This is a genomic window from Fortiea contorta PCC 7126, assembly GCF_000332295.1.
GTDB classification, from domain to species: Bacteria; Cyanobacteriota; Cyanobacteriia; order Cyanobacteriales; family Nostocaceae; genus Fortiea; species Fortiea contorta.
Map to the genome: position 1 here is coordinate 1,188,850 of NZ_KB235930.1, position 18,402 is coordinate 1,207,251.

Here is an 18,402-nt window from a genome sequence, read left to right on the forward strand (position 1 = left end):
CGATAACCGTGTATTTATCAACAGTATTTATCAATCAACACAAAAGAGGAAATAAGTAAATAATATTCTTCCTCATTTCCTGCATCTTTTCTATTTAAAGCGATAGCCTAAACCACCTTGGATACTAACAGCAGAAGTACCACTGTTTTGGTAAGTCTTCATACCTACAGTAGCGTTACTGTAGAGCAGAAAGTTTTTACCGACTTCCGACTCAACGCCAGCTGTTAAAGCTACTCCGTCTCTGTCACCTAAAGGAGTTTGTTTACCGTTGGCTTCCACAAAAGAGTAACCAGCAGCAAAATAAGCGTTAGTACCTTTAGCAATAGGTGCGTCTACAGAAACTTGAGGGATAATAGCTGTCGTCTGATCAGTAAAAAGAATTTGAGTCCGTGCAGAAAATGGTGTCGGCCCCAATTTTAAACGCCCTGATGCATTACCACCAAATTGAGCATCTTGACCAACTTGTCCACCATTAGTCACACCAGCCGCAACACCCACACCCACATAGCTAGCATCAGTACCTTTTTGAGGTTGAGCAGAAGCTTGTTCAGCAGCTATAAACAGCGGCGCAACTACTAACGAAGACAACGCAGAAATTGTCACAAAAGACTTGATTAATCGTTGCATAATCTTGACCAAAATTTGAATTTTTGCTTTATATATTTCAAGTCGATAATTTAAAAATAATGTTCCATAACATTACTAGATTTTGTTAAAAAATTGTGGTGATTGATGCACCTAAACTAACCATAAAAATTAGAAAAAATGTTATTATTACGCGTATATAGCGACTGTATCCGGCAGATTCAGCAAAAGGTAGTCTCTTTTTCAACTGGCACAATATTTATCAACGTTATTTCTAAGGTTTCAGGTGTATTGGCGTTTTGTAATATCAAACTCCTATGTGATTTTTAACCCCTTCTTACCTATTCCCTGTTCCCCGTTCCCTGTTCCCTTTCTCTACGATTGATTCACCGAATCAAAACAGACTGCTATAGTTTAGCTGTAACAACTACTGCAATTAATTGACGAACAAATCTATTAAAGTTAAGTTTTAGGAATTTTCATGGAGATTGAATAATGCTAACCGCTGCAAAAACGTTGTCTGGTTTGATGGGTTTATGTGTCGGTGATGCATTGGGTGTGCCGGTGGAGTTTACTAGCCGCGCTGAACGAGTTAAATCTCCGGTAACAACGATGCTGGGTTATGGAACATGGAATCAACCGCTAGGAACTTGGTCTGATGACAGTTCGTTGACGTTCTGCTTGGCTGAAAGCCTTTGCAGAGGCTATTCATTAGACGCCATTGCAAATTCCTTTTGGCGCTGGTATAAGGACGCTTACTGGACTCCTAGGGGCGAATTATTCGATATTGGCCACACTACCCATGCGGCAATTATGCGCTTGAAACAGGGGATACTACCGCGCGAGGCTGGAGGGAAGGTAGAAAATACCAATGGTAATGGTTCTCTGATGCGGATTTTGCCGATGGCTTATTGTCACAAAATCTTAACTTTTGGGGAATTAATTTCGCGGGTGCATGATGTTTCGGCTATTACCCATGCTCACGCGCGATCGCAAATTGCCTGCGGCATATATACTACTATTGCGGTTGCTTTATTAGCAGGGGCTGACCCCCAAACAGCTTATTTGCAAAGCTTAAACAAAATTCAAACTATCTATTCTGTACGTGAATATCTTTTAGAAAAACCACACTTTGCGAGAATTTACAGTGGTGAAATTGCCCAGTTACCAATAGAAGAGATTAATTCTGGCGGCTATGTGATTGATACTCTAGAAGCGTCTCTGTGGTGTTTGTTAAATAGCTCATCCTACTCAGAAGCGGTATTAAAAGCTGTCAATTTAGGTGGAGATACTGATACCACCGCCGCCGTCACTGGTGGATTAGCCGGAATTTACTATGGTATTGAAAATATTCCCCAGGATTGGATTAACAAAATCGCCCGCAAACAGGACGTTATTAATTTAGCGAATCGTTTCGCAGCGGCTGTTTATAGTTAATTGGTTATTTGTTCAGGGTCAACTAAAAGCTGAAGTATGAAGTCTGAAGTCTGAAGTATTTTGATTGTTTCGCCCACGATTCCACTCGGTTTGTACCAATTCTTACTTCATCCTTTATCCTTCATCCTTCATCCTTTCTTCGGTGAAGGGTTATTTTCCCCAACACCCCAACACCCTATGACCCTAAACTGTTACAGACAAGGAGTAGACCTGACCGTCAATTAACAACCGGGTAATGCCTTTAGCTTGTAGATGGGTACGCGCCTTTTGCAACATTTTACTATCTGGAACTTTAATTACGCGATCGCGCTTGGTAGAAAAACGCTTGGCGACTCGGTGATTATCAAACACCGGCAGAGTTTTCTGCTGGGTTTCCAGGCTAGGAATTTGTCCTAAATCACCGAAGTCTTTGAGTGGTCGGGTAATTAATTCCGAGGCGCGGTCAATTACCAAGTAGCAAGTTTTGGGAAAATGAGCGGCTGATAACGGTAAGACTTGAACTGATGCTTCTCCCGGTCTGCGCCTTGTGACTAGAGGTGTTGATTCTTCAAAGTCCTCGTCGTCAAAATCCTCATCGTCAAAATCTTCGTCTTCTAAATCTTCCTCCAAATCTTCTAAATCTTCTGATTCGTCTAATAAATCTTCACCCAATATTTGCGAGAAAACGTTGGCTGCTGGTCGTTCTTCCTCCAACTTCGGACTGGGAATGCTGGGGATTTCTCTCAGTTTGGGACGAGGAATACTAGGCATTTGGGGCAACTTTTTGTCCAGCAGTTCTAATTGTTCTGCTGGTTGTGGGGCTGGTGGTTGTGATTTCACCTCTGCCGAAGAACGCCGCCGCACTCTTCTAATAGCGGGGGGAAAATCGCCCTCATCATCCTCTAGCTGCGGTTCTTCCTCTGCTGCTGTTGGCTCAACCTGCAGCGACTCCAAGCTGTGGCTGTCGCTGTGAGAAAATTCTTTCTCAGGTTGTGGCTGAGTTAACAGTGGTAATTGTTCATAACTTACCTGCGCTCTCCCTTCTGGCGTTCTCGCCGCACGCTTTAAAGAAACGAGGTATTCGTACTCGTCTTCGGGTAAGGTGCTCTTGAGCAAACGGCTAATGGTCGAGTTACTCACACCATAGCGTTCTGCCAAAGTAGAGGTTGTTTCGGCAGTTTCTCGATATAACTTGAGGATTTCGTGTTTGTCAGGTTCTGTTAATTTTCTCACGGTAGACACCAAAAATCTGTTCTAAGCTCTTTTTCGTCCGCGCTCCCGCCGCGAGCGGCTCAATGATGTGTCATATTCTAAGGCAGCGCCCATGCTAAATAACACTCCACTAAAGACCCAAAATACTTCTAGGATTTCCCCACTTTGATAAGAGGGGCCCTGGGCGTATTTAAACCACATATCTGCAATGTAGAGCGAAAACGCCGCAGCTGCAATCATTCTCCAAGATTGGGCAACTCTGCCACCCCAAAAGGCTAGTAGTAAAGTGGTAGCAATAATTAATATAGCCACATCGCTAACTACATAAAACCAATTCAAAATGGCGACTAGTGGCTGTGAAGATTTTGTTTGTTGGGTGGAAATCCACCAAGCCAACAAACTACCAAACACCCCAATTGCCAACACAATTAACCATTGCCATTTTTCCAAATTGATTCGCCTATGAGCTGCTGCCAAAACCATGCCGGCACCCAGAAACAGATAAGTCACCACAAAAAACACATCGCCAATAGATACATCCGGTTCTGCTTTTAAGACTATTTCCGTATAACCGAAAAATAACCCTCCTAAAAAATAGGACAGCATACCTATGCCAATAGCGAGCCAAACATTCCGACCACTGACAATTTGCGGGCTACGCCAATTCCTCAAGCATAAGACACTGGCACTTAAGTAAGCTAGCGCTTCAAAAATATTTGTACCAATCACATACCACTCGGCACGAGTCTCTGCACCATTTGCTCCAGGAATTTTGGCACTAAACAATAGAAAGTATAGCAGTGCCAGTACAGCCCAGCCAATATTTAGCAAAATGATGTTTTGAGTAGTGAAAATAGATTTAAAACGGTAGGAATTTTCGTATGAAGTGCTCATAGGACTTGACTTATGTAAATACACTCTGGCATTATTTTCGATTGATGTAGCTTTGGGGTAGCGCTGTAAGAGCGAGTGATATGGGTAGCAGTTATGCCTTTGCTTGTGCTATTGCCACAGTTTACTCATTGGCGATTGATTTAGCCAACTTATGAATAGCGATCGCTCTCCCTCTCCCATTTCCTGTAATCTATCAACCACTGGATGAGCAAAGTTGGCATTACCAAAATAGGTTTTTCCCAATCTATGCAATTCTTGTAAGCAAATAATTACGTGATTTTCTTGCCAAGGGGGTAGGTTGGCTGCGTCTAATGGATCTTGATTGAGCAAGTGTTTGACGGCTTCTGGTGAAGAGGTTTTGGGGAATTGCTTGTGTCGCATCACTTCCGCAATATCTTTCTCAAACAAAGCCGCTTGTCGAGAACCTAAAAAATCCTCGATGTCCAGATAAACTGCTTGCAGGAGAAAAACGCTGGCTTGAACAAAAATCCCCGTCTTTCCATGACTACCTGTGTCACCGTCTAGCTGCTCTATGCGTACTTTACCCCAGACGCTGTAGCGATCGGGTTCTTCCAATAAAACACAAGCCTTACCGCGATTATCAGTTAATTCTCTCCACAAGCCTCTAGCTTCCTCCTCTTGACTAGCTTTGAAAACACTAATCAAACGAAAGGTTTGCCCCTGATAATGCAGGATCGGCACCTGCTGATCCCGTTTTGGGTGCTGAATGCTTGATATTTCAACATCCTGCCGTTTGAGAATAAACATGGCACGCTACAATAACTCCTCACAGGGGCGTTCTCAATATGCGATTTATAATGCTATTTGGCAGCATCGCCAAGAGTGCGATTACTTAGCACCCTATCAAGGCGAACTTCGTCGCCATGCTACCCTATCGTTAACTGCCTAAAGGGCGTCTGCGCTAAGGGGTGAAGCACCTGTTGACAATAAAATATATCTAGAGCAATAGACCATTAACGGAGTTTTTAGTCTGCACTTGCCCCCCAGCGACTAGCATCTTAACCTTGCTAATACTAAATCTGCAATTTTAGCTTGCTTGTTGCTAGGATAAGAAGATATAATTTCCACGGGTAACTTTTTAAAGAGCCACCAGTCATTACGTGGGCGCGTAGCTCAGTTGGATAGAGCATCCGCCTTCTAAGCGGATGGTCGCAGGTTCGAGCCCTGCCGCGCCTGTTTTAAGAAAATACTAATCTTAAAGGAGCCTTGTTATGCTAATTCTTTTAAAGACTTGGGTTTGTGTATAAATGCATCACAATAAAGACAAGGGCGATATAGCTGCAGCTAAGGCAATAGCAGACTTAGCCATTAAAGGCTACTATGTTTTGACACCATTGGTATGCGAGCATTTACCTTAATCCTTTACAAAAGCGGAAACTATTAATACACAGTCAAATATATCCAAAAGAATAAGCCCGTGACGAGGATTGAACTCGTGACCTCACCCTTACCAAGGGTGTGCATATGGATGCTAGAAGCCCGTACCTGATACCCATTGGCTGTCCTAGTCCGGATATTTAGGACAGGTTTAGGACAGTGCGAGAGATAAAGCCAGTCAACAATAATGGTTCTATTCAGCTAAAGTTTTCTGTAGCGGGTAAACGGTATTCATTTAACCCCGTGCCGAACGGTCGGTACAGTGACAGAAGGGACTTGAAGACAGCCGAGGCGATAGCTACGAGGATACAGAATGATATCCTGGGCGGGCATTTTGACATAACATTAGATAGCTATCGGGTAGTTCATAAGACCCCGCATAAGATAACCCATAAGGCTTTGATTACCCTATGGGATGCTTGGGCCGTCCACTTAGACCTACCTGTTACTACTAGGGAGCATCACTACAAAGCCATCAGACAGCAAATACTCAAAGTCAACCCAGATGTGACAGATACTTTATGGTTAACACAGTCAACTCTGGGGGCATCAACATTTAACCAGCGGTTGGGGTATCTAAAAGCCTGTTTCAAGTGGGCTATGTCCGCACAGCTTGTACTTAGTAATCCATACGACATTATTAAGAATCGTAAGGTTGTATCAAATGACATTAAGCCTTTCACGGGGGCGGAGATAACGAAGATATTACAAGGGTTTGACCTACTGTTTCCCCACTATTCCCCTTTCGTCAGATTCCTTATGGTCACAGGGGTTAGGACATCCGAGGCTATAGGTCTAAGATGGCAGCACATAGACTTGGACAAGGGCGAAGTTGTTATCCAGGAAAGTCTATCAAGAGACTGGGCTGGTAACGGATATCAGCGAGTCCGAAAAGAAACCAAAACAGGCATTACTAAGCATTTGTACTTACCACCTGGGTTACTAGAGGTCTTGAAATCCATAAAGACAGGCGTGATGACCCCCGATGCCTTGGTATTTACCACGCCTAATCATAAACCTATTGATGATGGAAACTTTAGAGAACGCTATTGGGTCAAAGTGTTAGCCCATATAGGAGTACCTTATCGAAACCCTTATACTATGCGTCATACTATGGCATCCCATGCAATAGACCAGGGCACACCATTGACCGGGGTAGCTTATCTCTTAGGGCATAAGGATACCACTATGGTTATGAAAACTTACGGGCATATGATAAACCGTCCCCGGTTGCCTGATATCCCCCTGGATTAATCACACACACCTAGGGTGCTACACCCTGCCCTGACTACATTTTAGGGTGCTACACCTACCCTGGCAACCCAGGTGCTACGGGTTTCATCAGATGGTATCCAGGCTAAACCTTCAGGGTCACGTTCCGATGTCCACCTAGCCATATTGCTCGGCTTAATCTTAGCTAAGATGGCTGGTATGTCAAGGATGGTGTTAGCCTTAGCTTTCTCAGACTTAGGGGCTTGCTTGGCTACGTGCCCAGGGGCTAACCGGGCGGATAGTGCATCCTGGGTGAGTTCTGTTGGCTTGGGTGGTTCTGTGACCTCAGCTACCCCCAAAGGTTCGGGCGGTTGACTAACCAACACCAAATAATCTTCTGCCAGCTTAACCAAATCTTCAATAGCCCAGTGCCATTTATAAGTTACCCAACCCTTCTGTAATGCCTCGGCTATGGTAGGGTGGTTTAGCTTGGCTTGCTTATCCTCGTAGGATTTGAGAGACTTCCCCAGAATGGTTAGTGGTGAGTAGGTAAACAAGGTATCACTTTGGGCATCTTCCCACACTTCCCTGGGATACTCCGCAGCCACCTCCAACCAAGTTTTAGAACCATTGGCAGATTTTTGTTTAACTGCTACCACCCTTTCATGAGGGAACACATACCACTTCTGCCCCTTAATCACCTGTTCCAAACTTTCTTTGAGCAACCACTCTAGCCCTAACTTTTCACCAACACACACACACTTTTGGTATACCTTGGCTCCCTGTAAGGATTCTGGCGGTATACTTTGGCGTGATTGGTATACTTCTTTGAGTGCTTGGAATGCATCAGCCTGGGTACGGTGGGTCTTGGCAAACTCTTTGAACCACTCCCAATCATCCGGGGCTACCTTAATACTTAATACTTTCTGATTCATTGCGTACCTCTTGGTTGATTTTACGGTATCTACGTTTACCTGTTCCATCTGTCCAGAACAGGTATACCCCTTGCGGGAACTCTCGCACTGCGAACGATGTTGGCGTTAAGGGCATATCTTATTTTCCGGTATACTTTCTGTAACTAGTATACCTCTGAAATGCTTGCAAATCAACAAGGTATACCAAAAGTGTGTGTGTTAAATTCTGATTGCTGTGGTGACCAGTCCTGATTTTATTTCCAGGGTTACCCGGCATCCCTAGGTGTAGCACCTAGGTGTTAGCTTAGGATTGCTGTGTTTAAGCTGGTGATGCTTTCTGTCGTTTCTGCTCATATCGCCACAAAGGCAAATCGTACTTACCAGCTTTCTCGTAGTTATCCTCAGCCGTGATTATTGGTACACAGCCTAGGGCGGATAGTCGCACGTATTCCGAGAAACAGTAGCCCGACTGTTGAGCCTTCTGCCGAATAATATCTATCTCTTGCTTGTTTGCCCTTACTCTTATGGTGTAATCTCGTTTTCTCATAGTCCCTCGTAGCATTCATTGTTCCTACCTCTAATAAGTCCAAGGGTATGAAGGTACGTGTACGTAGTATTAGGTACGGGAAATCGAACTGTTTGTAATAGTGACAAAGCCTTAGCCAGAGCGAGGTTTAGGGCTTTTTCGGAAGAATCGGTAATAACCCTTCCAGCCTTCATTGGACTTATTCCTTGTAGATGCAATGAGTACTACCAAGATGGAAGAAGAAACATTACAGCAACATCAGATACATCAGGCATGGGAGACTAGCCTGATGTTGTGTGACCTATTGGCAAACTTACACAAAAGCCCGACCTGGGGTAACTTGATTGAAGCCAAGAGCGCCCTAGCCCTGCTGAGTCAGCAAATCAAGAACCTAGCAATATAGTGGGATAGGGGAATGTTTAACGAACGTGATTTATATCTGACACCAGAAGGACGGAAAGCCAGCCAGATTTTACAGATAGGGGTTTCTATGTGGGATAGAACCATCAGCACACCAGAAGCTTATGTGATGTTGGTAGAAGCTGGTTTATGTCCACCCAGGTCTATAAGATATTTCTAAGTAGCCGTATCATATAGATAGATTCCTGAGTAACCGGGGTATGATTCTTTTGAATGATTAAAAAATCTACCATAGATTTAGGTCTATGCCTCTGTTCTGGTTACCTCAAAGGTTACCCCAAAGTTACCTCTCGATGTAAACGCTACAGTCCTTGTGGTGTAAGAAATCTAGCCATTTTACCCCCCCCTGATTTGGTTACCTCACAGGTAACCGCTAGAAAGTAGACGGGGTAAGGATTTTAGCCAAAGGTTACCTGGTTACCTCTATTTTTCTAAAAGTTAGAGGGGGAGAGAAAGAAAGCAGGGGGAAGAATAGATATATAAATAGTTTCAGGATTTTTGAGGTAACCAGGTAACCTTTTGGCTGTAATCAGGTCAGGGCAAGGAATCTGGCGGTTACCTGCAGGCGTAACTAGGTAACTTGCAGGTAACCTTGGAATAACTAAAATGGCTAGGATTCATACAGGGCAACAACTTCAGGGCTTGACGTGTCCTGGTAACCAGGTAACCACTAAAAAACCCCAGGTTACAAAGGTAAACCCAGGGCAGAAATGGTATCACGGTATGATACCAAGCAAGAGAGGGGGGTAGGTGTATTTAGGTTAGATATCGCGCATCAGGTTTGATATTGCATCGTAGGGATACCCGGTATCCTTCGGGCACTGGTACTACCTCAAAGATGTAGGTTCCCTTATTTACCCTTAACGTCAGTCTTGCCTCTGTGGTAGCAATGGGTGCTACCTAAAACAAGTCAGGATTGGTGATTGTAGGGTAACAGAGCGCTACAGGGGAAAACAGGGCAGGCTAGGGGGTCTGTTGTTTATGCCGTCTAAGTACAGAGCTTCGGTAGTTTGTACAACCAACAAAGCCTTATCCAGAGCGGGGTTTGAGCTTTTTTCGGTAGAATCTGTAATAGACCTTCCAGCCTTCAGGAACCGGGTAACAGTGTTATTATTGTTACCTATAATCTCGGCTAACCCAGGCATATTAGAATATATGGGTAGATATCCGGTGACACAGATGTTAACAGCAGAAATGGTTAATGCCTTCCATGCTTGGGTACAACATGAAGACTTGGAGGTACATGATAAAACTATCCATACCAAATATCCCAGGGTAGATGTCCAGGGCTACCAGCTACGCTCTTTTAACCATCAGGGCAGGCTGTGCTGGGCATATGTTAGACCTAGGGATTTATCAGTACGATAGGGGTAGTATGGGAGACTTTTTATGCAAAATACATACACGCCTGACTTACGAATCTACATCTTAGAAGATGGCACAGCGTTAGAACTAGATTCTAATGATATGCTGTCCGCCACCCCTGACAATCTAGATTCCCCTTATGATAGCGAGATTTTTACAGTACACTTTGAAGATGAGGTATCCTATCGTGTCAGGATTAATGACGTAGACGACTCGTTACGAGTACAAATCTTAGACGCCTACGACTGTATGTAATATCAAGGATGCTTACAGCCAGGACTATGACCAAATAAAGATATACATTAAAGCTCCATATTTAACCAAGGGGTATCAGTAATAGCTGGTATCCCTTATTTTATGCCCTGTTCTCACTGGGAATACCCCAGGGCATTATCTTAGTTATATGCCCTAACTCGCACCGGGGCGACCTGTGTTCGGCAGATATCCCAAAAACTGGTTACAAAGCTTGCTGCCATTGGGTTTGGGGATGTTCGGCGAGACTCGGTTGTCCCCAGGTCACTCAGGCAGAATGGCTTAACCACGGTACTTTGAGGTCTATTTTTACTGGCACGGTCACCTAGGTTAACCGAGTGCGAGCGGTACGCCTATGTCCGTTACCATTAGGACAGGTTTAGGACAGTTCAGGACAGCTTGGGACTTATAACATAACTCAGAAAAGCCCGTGACGAGGATTGAACTCGTGACCTCACCCTTACCAAGGGTGTGCTCTACCACTGAGCCACACGGGCGAAAAAGAGTTGAGATTTTTATTTAAGAGTTATAAGGCTGCGAAATTCGCAATTACATAGCCATTATAACTCTCAACTTTAAAAGTGGTGGGCCGGGCTGGATTTGAACCAGCGTAGGCGTAAACCAACGGATTTACAGTCCGTCTCCATTAACCACTCGGACACCGACCCATTTGTCTCACGATTAACAACATTAGCACCACTTTTAAAAAATTGCAATAGGTTAAAAAAAATGGCGGTGAAACAGCCGTGTTTTTAACTCAACAGTTCCCCTGTTTCTTGCAAAGAGTGCAAACGACGGTAAATCCCTTGTTGGCGCAAAAGTTCTTCGTGGCTCCCCACTTCTACAATTCTTCCTTGATCTAGAACTACAATCTTATCGGCTTCCCGAACTGTGCTCAGACGGTGAGCGATGATGATTGTGGTGCGAGTTCCTTGAATTGATCGCATTGCTAGTTGAATGGAACGCTCAGATTCATAATCTAGGCTGGAGGTAGCTTCGTCAAAAACTAGTACGTCTGGTTCCACTAACAAAGCTCTAGCGATTCCCAACCGTTGTCTTTGTCCGCCAGATAGTCTCACACCACGTTCTCCAACGACGGTATAGTAACCCTGGGGTAGTTGCTGTACGACATCATCAACTCTGGCGATTTTACAGGCTTCCTGAACCTGCTCAAAACTGGCGTTTGGTTTGCCATAGGTAAGATTATCTAACAAAGTGCCATTAAAAATGTCTACTTCTTGGTGAACGATCGCTAATCTGCGTCTATACTTACCCACATCTAAGGTACGAATATCTTGACCGTCAATGAGAATTTGTCCTGATTGCGGGTCAAAATATCGCAGCAACAATTTTACTAATGTAGATTTACCAGAACCAGAACGCCCCACTAATGCTACTGTTTGATATGGCTCAATTAAGAGGTTGATATCTTGTAAAACTTGGCGGTTAGGATCATAACCAAAACTGAGGTGAGAAAACTCAACTTTACCAGTAAATTGATAAGGTGATTCTGCCTGATATTTGCCTTCTAAAAGTTTCTCAGCATCAACAACTGATGGCTCTTGCAAGAATTCATGAAACCGGAGCATGGAAGGATAGCGTCGAGCAAAAACCTCTGCTAAGACACCAAGTGGCTGAATTTCAGCATAAGCCATACTAGAAAGTGTTAAGGTCATGACAAAATGACCTAAAGAAATCTTTCCGCTGACCGTTGCTGCTAATGTCAAACCCAGGATCATAAACACGCCAAACTGAACCATAGTGCGTTGCCATGTCCCCAGTTTGACATAACCTTTATGAATACGGTAGTCAACTACTAACAATTCTCTTTGTAAGCGTTGGTTTTGTCGTTTCAATTCTTGATACTCTGTGGCAAAAGCTTTAACGGTTTTGATGTTAGTGACTATTTCTGAAGTCCGGCTTTCTGTTGTTTCTGAATATTTATCTAGCCGATTATCATGCCAAACTAATCGCTGTAATTTCGTTACACTAAAACAGAGAATAACAGCGAAAGAAGTCAAAAACAAAATGGCAATTCGCCAATCAATAAACCAAATACATACGAAAATTGCTAGCACCCGAAACATTTTCGGAATCATTTGTCCTGCGACTTCCGGATATGTCCAAGTGTGATTGGTTACACCTCTAGCTACTCTCCCAGCTATGCGTCCTGGATTATTTTCATCAAAATATTCTAGTGGAAGAGTCAGAATTTTTTCGATGGCTTTTTGGCTCTGAATACGACGAGATTTTAGAGCAATATCCCAATGAAACCAGCTAGTTAGCCAAGGTTCTGTTGGTGCTCTCAATACTGTGACTACAAAAATTAAACCTAGTAATATACCTAAAGTTAGGTATTTATTGACTGGGTAATTAATAGCTTCAGAAATGGTTGAGATAGTTCCTTGGAGTGGTTTGTCCAATTCTTGACCAGACAAGACATTTAAAATTTGTCCAATCGCATAAGGCACAACTAAATCAATGACTTCATAAAAACTGGATGCTGTAATACTGAAAATGCTCAGTTTCCAGTAAGGACGAAAATAATTAACAATATCTCGGAATTTTGCCATGATGCACACCTTCCAAGAGTACGATCGCTTGCTTGGAATTTATATGCTACATATATACTACATAATAGTCAAGAGCTAAATGACCAAATCATCCTTGAGAATTATTTATGGATGAAGCGGGAAAAAATTCTAAACAATAGCGATAAAGAGCGACTGGTCGGGAGCGCGCAGTAAAGTAATCTGGATCTTGAGGTGAAAGGTAGACAGCGGTGACTTGATCTGCTGTGATTCGCGGTTGAGAAGTAGGAATTAGTCTATAAGCAGTAGTAGACTCAACAGAATTGAAATAAGGAGTTTTACCACCTTTAAATAGCTGTTGAAACAATTCTGTAGTGATAAATTTACCATCGGGAGTTGTTTCCGTAGCCCTAGCGGTGACGATAGAAACTAACTGGCGATCGCCGCGCAATAGAGTAATCTGACGATTAGGTGAGTCGGGATCTACTTTAACTGACAACACAGCTTGCTCCCCTAAATAAGCTCGCATCAAATTCAAGCTATTAAATACCCTATCCGCAACTAAAATCGGTAATTTTTTATTTACCTTAGGAATGATTTTTAAACCAGAGACTGGTTGTTCTGCAATAAATCTTACCAAAAAACTGACACTTTGATTTAATTGGCGACGATTAGCGGCAAATCCAGGAGTGACGATATTTGGTGCCAAAGGTGCAACCAAATCGATTAATGTACTTGTAACCTGCCAATTACCAGCCATCCAGTCGGGATAAGCTAAGTCTCCGACAGCGGGTTTTACAGAGGTTAATTTTTCCCACTGAGGAAAATTGGCTAGCCGTTGGGATAACTCCCCAGCTTTCGCATCTCCACTCCCCAAGAGGAAAAAAACTATCAAATAAAAGCCCAAAATTGCTTTTCTTACTGACTTGATCATGGTAATGTTACCGATTATTAATTTTAATTTGATTAAATACTCATTAAATCAGAAATTGTGTTGCGTTTTTTTCATCAAAGTTAACCTTTGCAGAAATAAACTCAACATAAACATCAGTATTCATATTTGAATACGTATTTTTTAGTGAAGTTTATCCAAGAAAGCGTCTTTTCTTCAGCAATTGGCAGAAATATCTGAGTAATCAAACAATAGCCTCAGTAATATTTTTGTGTTATTAATTACTATATATGCATTTAAGTACGTGTTGATACTTAAATAATGTTTTCCATAGTAAAATTACTTATTTTAATAATTCGAGCGTATATTTTATGCTTTTAGTTATGCAATAGCGAAAGCATAAATCTACAGAATAATTTTTAACATCAGGGAAGCACGGTACTTATTTACTGGAAGAGAAAATATTTTCTCTTTTATGTTGTCTAAGCAATATCATCATGCAGCGTCAGACAAACTTTTGAGGTCTGATGTTTGGGGAGCATATTATCTATATGAAGATGCTCCTAAAAGATTGTAAGAATTAGTTTTTATACCTTTTGAACTAATGAGTCTATCTAGTTCTTTTACAGATTTTTCCTTGGCTGAATTATTTCAACTGATTGACCAAGGACGCAAATCTGGTTGTTTAAGTGTCTGCACCTTACCAGACCTTTATGCACCAGGATCAAAATCTCACTATTATTATATTTGGTTCCGACAAGGGCGGATTATTGCTACTGCTAACCGTTTAAATGGTGGAGGGTTAGCATCTAAAATTGCCCAGCGGAAATGGATCAATCAATCAGATTTGGATCAACTTTATACAGTTGCATCAACGACACCTTTGGGGTTGAATTTAAAAACTCAAGAAGTGCTGAGTGCAGAGCAATTAAATTTATTGTTTGCTAGCCAATTACAGCAGGTGCGCGAGCTGTTTGAAATTCAAACTGGCGTATTTAAACTTGATAGCAAAGCTACTGTACCTTGGAAAGAGATGACTGGGTTAAGCTTGCGAGCAATTGAGGTAGCGCTGATGGCTTTAAGAGTATTAAAAAATTGGGGAGTGATGGCTGATGCGCTTCCAGATCCTGATTCTGGGATTCAAAGTATCATACAAAATAAACCGAATTTACGGTTAGATAGTTTTGAATGGCAAGTATGGGAATTTGCGAATGGGAGTGTTTGTATTAGAGCGATCGCCTCTCAACTGCATCAACCAATTGTGAAAGTTCAGCAAGCTGCTTTTCGCTTAATGCTAGCAGGATTAGTAGAAGAAGTAACCCCAATTATGGCTACACCTGATTTGGATGATTACCCTTTGGATTTTAGCTGGCTAAATTCTACCAAATCTTCTTTATTAGAAACGCCTCAAGTAGATAGCGGTTTTTTGCAAAATCTGGTGGGATTTTTAAGGAGTAAGAATTAATGGATATTTTACGTATTGTAGTTACAGGTGGCGTGGCTGCGGGCAAAACTAGCTTTATTCGCACTATTAGTGAAATTGAAGTTGTTGATACTGACAAAAAAGCTACGGATGAAACATCTCAAATTAAAGCGCAAACTACCGTAGCGATGGATTTTGGTATTCTCAATATCGGACAAAACCAATTGTTGCACCTATACGGTACACCAGGACAGACTCGATTTGACTTTATGTGGGATATTCTTATTCGCAAAGCCCACGCTTACATCCTATTAGTAGATGCTCATCGCCCAGAACAATTTCGCTATAGTCGCAAGATTTTAAATTTCATGAAGCAAAGGGTAAAAATTCCTTATTTAATTGGAGTAACTCATCTTGATTGTCCTGGGGCTTGGGAAGTAGAAGATGTTGCATTAGCATTAGGAATCTTAGATCAATTTGATTCTCCACCGTTGATGCATGTTAACGCGACAGAGAGCGTGTCAGTGAGAGCTGCTTTGATTACCTTGATTCAAGAATTAGCTAATTCCTATCAATACCAACTGCTATCAAGGTAAAGATAGAAAATTAGACTGTTGCCAATTTAAATACATAATTACTTATCAAAGTCGTCAAAAGTCAAGGATTATTCAAGACTCATGACTTTTGACGAATGAGACATCAGCAACGTCTCTACAAGGGTTTCCGGTAAAACGAAGGAACCTTGCTGCTGCGGGAAAATTTTGGTACACGGTATTATGAGATACATTTATTCGATAAAAAAATACAATCATTTATTCTGGAAAAAAGAAATAGTTACTGGTGTACAATCCTATACAATACTGACTTTCAACTTCAAGGGTGTGCAATACCGGACGTAATTGATCTACAGGTTACGTATCTGTGGAATAATATTTACCTTCACAAAATCCCAAAGAAGACCAAAACTACTGATGTACTTGCAGAATTTAACCGTACTAGTTAGGTCAATGTGGGCGACTATCGCTGCCTTCACCCTACCTAAAAACAGATTGACGATCGCCTTACCTACTCCCAATAGGTATGGAGGTATGAGATTGGTAGAAGTTTAAATGAATACCCTACGCATTGTAATTACAGGTGGCGTAGGTGCAGGAAAAACAAGTTTTATTCGCACTATTAGTGACATAGAAGTCGTTGATACTGACAAAAAAGCTACAGACGAAATAGCAAAGATCAAGGAAAAAACTACGGTAGCTTTAGACTTCGGACATCTCACCATTACACCTAGTCAGTCACTCTATCTTTATGGCACGCCAGGACAACCCCGATTTGATTTTATGTGGGACATTCTCATTCAGAAAGCAAATGCTTACATCTTGTTAGTAGCTGCTCACCGTCCAGAAGATTTCCACTATGGAAGTCAGATTCTGGAATTTGTCAGCCAAAGAGTGCAGATTCCAATGTTAATTGGGCTGACTCATATGGATTGTCCGGGCGCTCGGAAGGCCGGAGATATTGCGATCGCCTTGGGAGTGCAAAATTCAGTTGACAAATCGTCCTTAATAGTTGTGAATACTACCAAAAAAGCTTCAGTTCAAGAAGCTCTACAGGCACTTATCCGCAAAATCACGAACACCTCATTATAGAGATTTGGTGAGCCTTAATGCATTTAGGCAATATCCTCAAACTAATCTCCAGAACATTTCGCACAATGTTCACAGAGACAGACGAAACACCGCCATCGTCAAGCAATTTACAACCATTTTTATCAACAGCTAGTCAACCAGCTTTACCGAAAATTACTGAGGAAACACTCATGATTAACGTTTCAATGCTACAAGAAGTTCTGCAAAACTTTGTTAGTGGCACATCTAACGTCCAAGGTGCTGCTTTGGTTAGCCCTGATGGTCTAGCTTTGGCGTCTGTACTACCAGCAGACATGGATGAAGACCGGACTGCAGCCATGTCTGCAGCTATGCTGTCACTGGGTGAGCGCATCGGTAGCGAATTAGTTCGCGGTACCATTGACCGGATTGTGGTGGAAGGAGAAAAAGGCTTTGGTGTCGTCGTTAGCTGCGGCCCAGACGCGGTTTTATTGGTTCTATCCAGTGCTGCGGCTAAACAAGGCTTATTGTTTTTAGAAATCAAACGCGCCGTTTCTCAAATTACACCCCTAGTAGCTTAGTGCTCTAATTTTTGTTTTTGGGTCATCAATTCTACAAAAATTCACACCAAGACTGAGATCGAATTTACCTAACTACACAACATGGCTTTAGACCCACATGCTTTCTTAATTACCTTAGAAAACCGTACAGGCTTGACCTCTGAGGACAAAAATTTACTAAAATCTCAAGCGGAATGGGGATTAGAAGTGGCTGCAGAAATGGCTGATCACTTTTATGCTTACCTAGGACGCGATTCAGAAATGAATGGGATTTTACATACTGGTGAAGGGCGTATCCATCGCCTGCGAGAGACATTTATTGAATGGTTTCATGAAATGTTCACAGGTATGGATGATTGGGGAAAGATTTACGCCGATCGCCGTTGGAAAATTGGTCTAGTTCATGTCCGTCTCGGTATCGGGCCGCAACATGTTGTCCCAGCCATGGCAACGGTGATACATGAAGTAGGTAAGCGACTCGCTGCTGATGGCAAAAGTGCAGATATGAAAGATGCACTCAGTCGGATGTGCATGATTGACTTAGCTTTCATTGAGCAAGCTTACATAGAAGTATCTTCAAATGCGGTTTTGAAAGAAACAGGCTGGTCAGAGGGTCTGTTTAAACGTTTGATTACTAGCGGTGCTAAAGCTATGTAATCTGTGCTTGGGCTTTTCGAGAATGCTGTTCAGCTGAAGAAAAAGGAGAATTCTTGATGTTGCGTCCAATATTGGGAGATTTCAGCAGTATTATCTGTTTCAAAGCTGTAATTGTCGGTATGGAAGAGGCTTTAGGTGAGAAAGCAACGGCGATCGCTCTCACCTCTGCAGGTCGCTCTCGTGGTAAACACTTAGCACATGAATTAGGCTTAATTAAAACAAGCCTAGCTTTAGAAGATATTGTCTACAAGCTAGGGTTGGCTTTAGGTACAGAAGGTACCCGCTTGTGTATGGTACATAAAGTCGAGATAGTCAATGATGTAATTAAAATCTACACATCGGAAACTGTCTGTTCTGCGGGCGAACCCCAGGATTCACCACGTAAGTGTACTTTTACACTCGGTGCTGTTTGGGGTGCATTAGAACATATCCTCGGTAAGCGTTTCGTTGGTAAACACACGGAATCTGTGCTTCGTGGTAGCAATTATGATGTATTTGAGTTTACTCAACTTAAATCATCTTGAGCATTAGGCGTTGGGGA

General features: G+C 42.4%; 20 protein-coding genes and 3 tRNA genes. 13 read left to right on the plus strand and 10 right to left on the minus strand.

Annotation, left to right across the window (positions count from 1 at the left end; all coding sequences use genetic code 11):
• Positions 1–90: 90 nt before the first annotated feature.
• Positions 91–627, minus strand: a complete 537-nt coding sequence (locus MIC7126_RS0105690) for a porin family protein (protein WP_017652167.1) — start codon at positions 625–627, stop codon at positions 91–93.
• 453 nt (positions 628–1,080) lie between these two features.
• On the opposite strand from MIC7126_RS0105690, the gene MIC7126_RS0105695 reads away from it, so the two are divergent.
• Positions 1,081–2,022, plus strand: a complete 942-nt coding sequence (locus tag MIC7126_RS0105695) for an ADP-ribosylglycohydrolase family protein (protein WP_017652168.1) — start codon at positions 1,081–1,083, stop codon at positions 2,020–2,022.
• 183 nt (positions 2,023–2,205) lie between these two features.
• Here the strand turns inward: MIC7126_RS0105695 and MIC7126_RS0105700 are convergent, their stop codons facing one another.
• From MIC7126_RS0105700 to MIC7126_RS0105710, 3 genes are all read right to left on the minus strand, one after another.
• Positions 2,206–3,234: a helix-turn-helix domain-containing protein gene (locus MIC7126_RS0105700; RefSeq protein WP_017652169.1), complete on the minus strand. Its 1,029-nt coding sequence runs from the start codon at positions 3,232–3,234 to the stop codon at positions 2,206–2,208.
• A 21-nt stretch (positions 3,235–3,255) separates the two neighbouring features.
• Positions 3,256–4,107: a hypothetical protein gene (locus MIC7126_RS0105705; protein ID WP_017652170.1), complete on the minus strand. Its 852-nt coding sequence runs from the start codon at positions 4,105–4,107 to the stop codon at positions 3,256–3,258.
• A gap of 108 nt (positions 4,108–4,215) precedes the next feature.
• Positions 4,216–4,875: an Npun_F0813 family protein gene (locus MIC7126_RS0105710; protein ID WP_017652171.1), complete on the minus strand. Its 660-nt coding sequence runs from the start codon at positions 4,873–4,875 to the stop codon at positions 4,216–4,218.
• On the opposite strand from MIC7126_RS0105710, the gene MIC7126_RS30185 reads away from it, so the two are divergent.
• The 3 genes from MIC7126_RS30185 (at position 4,874) to MIC7126_RS0105725 (ending at position 6,759) form a co-directional block, all read left to right on the plus strand.
• Positions 4,874–5,017 carry a hypothetical protein gene (locus tag MIC7126_RS30185; RefSeq protein ID WP_017652172.1) on the plus strand — a complete coding sequence of 48 codons (144 nt, stop codon included), beginning with the start codon at positions 4,874–4,876 and terminating at the stop codon, positions 5,015–5,017. The genes MIC7126_RS0105710 and MIC7126_RS30185 overlap by 2 nt on opposite strands.
• A gap of 213 nt (positions 5,018–5,230) precedes the next feature.
• A tRNA-Arg gene (locus tag MIC7126_RS0105720) sits at positions 5,231–5,304 on the plus strand.
• Positions 5,305–5,781: 477 nt separating this feature from the next.
• Complete coding sequence (locus tag MIC7126_RS0105725; RefSeq protein WP_238553610.1) at positions 5,782–6,759, plus strand: site-specific integrase; 978 nt, start codon at positions 5,782–5,784, stop codon at positions 6,757–6,759.
• Positions 6,760–6,800: 41 nt separating this feature from the next.
• Here the strand turns inward: MIC7126_RS0105725 and MIC7126_RS0105730 are convergent, their stop codons facing one another.
• Together MIC7126_RS0105730 and MIC7126_RS0105735 are read right to left on the minus strand one after the other, a co-directional pair.
• Entirely contained in the window at positions 6,801–7,652 is an 852-nt protein-coding gene (locus MIC7126_RS0105730) for a hypothetical protein (protein ID WP_154655841.1), read from the minus strand.
• A 298-nt stretch (positions 7,653–7,950) separates the two neighbouring features.
• Positions 7,951–8,178, minus strand: a complete 228-nt coding sequence (locus MIC7126_RS0105735; protein ID WP_017652175.1) for a plasmid mobilization protein — start codon at positions 8,176–8,178, stop codon at positions 7,951–7,953.
• Positions 8,179–8,374: 196 nt separating this feature from the next.
• On the opposite strand from MIC7126_RS0105735, the gene MIC7126_RS0105745 reads away from it, so the two are divergent.
• The 3 genes from MIC7126_RS0105745 (at position 8,375) to MIC7126_RS0105760 (ending at position 10,197) form a co-directional block, all read left to right on the plus strand.
• Complete coding sequence (locus MIC7126_RS0105745; RefSeq protein ID WP_154655842.1) at positions 8,375–8,560, plus strand: hypothetical protein; 186 nt, start codon at positions 8,375–8,377, stop codon at positions 8,558–8,560.
• Between the two features lie 12 nt (positions 8,561–8,572).
• Entirely contained in the window at positions 8,573–8,737 is a 165-nt protein-coding gene (locus MIC7126_RS30190; RefSeq protein ID WP_154655843.1) for a hypothetical protein, read from the plus strand.
• A 1,229-nt stretch (positions 8,738–9,966) separates the two neighbouring features.
• Positions 9,967–10,197 (plus strand): hypothetical protein, encoded by a 231-nt coding sequence (locus MIC7126_RS0105760; RefSeq protein WP_017652180.1) that lies wholly within the window; start codon positions 9,967–9,969, stop codon positions 10,195–10,197.
• Positions 10,198–10,619: 422 nt separating this feature from the next.
• Here MIC7126_RS0105760 and MIC7126_RS0105765 read toward each other — a convergent pair.
• The 4 genes from MIC7126_RS0105765 to MIC7126_RS0105780 form a co-directional block, all read right to left on the minus strand.
• A tRNA-Thr gene (locus tag MIC7126_RS0105765) sits at positions 10,620–10,691 on the minus strand.
• An 85-nt stretch (positions 10,692–10,776) separates the two neighbouring features.
• Positions 10,777–10,862: transfer RNA gene (locus MIC7126_RS0105770), tRNA-Tyr, on the minus strand.
• 84 nt (positions 10,863–10,946) lie between these two features.
• The gene (locus tag MIC7126_RS0105775; RefSeq protein WP_017652181.1) at positions 10,947–12,767 is read right to left on the minus strand and encodes an ABC transporter ATP-binding protein; all 1,821 of its coding nucleotides are present in this window, start codon (positions 12,765–12,767) and stop codon (positions 10,947–10,949) included.
• A gap of 88 nt (positions 12,768–12,855) precedes the next feature.
• On the minus strand, positions 12,856–13,659 hold the full coding sequence (locus MIC7126_RS0105780) for a DUF6816 family protein (protein ID WP_017652182.1): 804 nt from the start codon (positions 13,657–13,659) through the stop codon (positions 12,856–12,858).
• Positions 13,660–14,221: 562 nt separating this feature from the next.
• Here MIC7126_RS0105780 and MIC7126_RS0105785 point away from each other — a divergent pair.
• From MIC7126_RS0105785 to MIC7126_RS0105810, 6 genes are all read left to right on the plus strand, one after another.
• The gene (locus tag MIC7126_RS0105785) at positions 14,222–15,082 is read left to right on the plus strand and encodes a DUF4388 domain-containing protein (RefSeq protein ID WP_017652183.1); all 861 of its coding nucleotides are present in this window, start codon (positions 14,222–14,224) and stop codon (positions 15,080–15,082) included.
• Positions 15,082–15,636, plus strand: coding sequence for a GTP-binding protein (locus MIC7126_RS0105790; protein WP_017652184.1), 555 nt, complete (start codon positions 15,082–15,084; stop codon positions 15,634–15,636). The genes MIC7126_RS0105785 and MIC7126_RS0105790 overlap by 1 nt, the downstream gene beginning before the upstream one ends.
• 513 nt (positions 15,637–16,149) lie before the next feature.
• A complete protein-coding gene (locus MIC7126_RS0105795) occupies positions 16,150–16,686 on the plus strand; it encodes a GTP-binding protein (protein ID WP_017652185.1) in 537 nt (178 codons plus the stop codon).
• Between the two features lie 17 nt (positions 16,687–16,703).
• Entirely contained in the window at positions 16,704–17,225 is a 522-nt protein-coding gene (locus MIC7126_RS0105800; RefSeq protein ID WP_026100060.1) for a roadblock/LC7 domain-containing protein, read from the plus strand.
• Between the two features lie 81 nt (positions 17,226–17,306).
• Positions 17,307–17,861, plus strand: coding sequence for a protoglobin domain-containing protein (locus MIC7126_RS0105805; protein WP_017652187.1), 555 nt, complete (start codon positions 17,307–17,309; stop codon positions 17,859–17,861).
• Positions 17,862–17,917: 56 nt separating this feature from the next.
• Positions 17,918–18,385: a hypothetical protein gene (locus MIC7126_RS0105810; protein ID WP_017652188.1), complete on the plus strand. Its 468-nt coding sequence runs from the start codon at positions 17,918–17,920 to the stop codon at positions 18,383–18,385.
• Positions 18,386–18,402 lie beyond the last annotated feature (17 nt).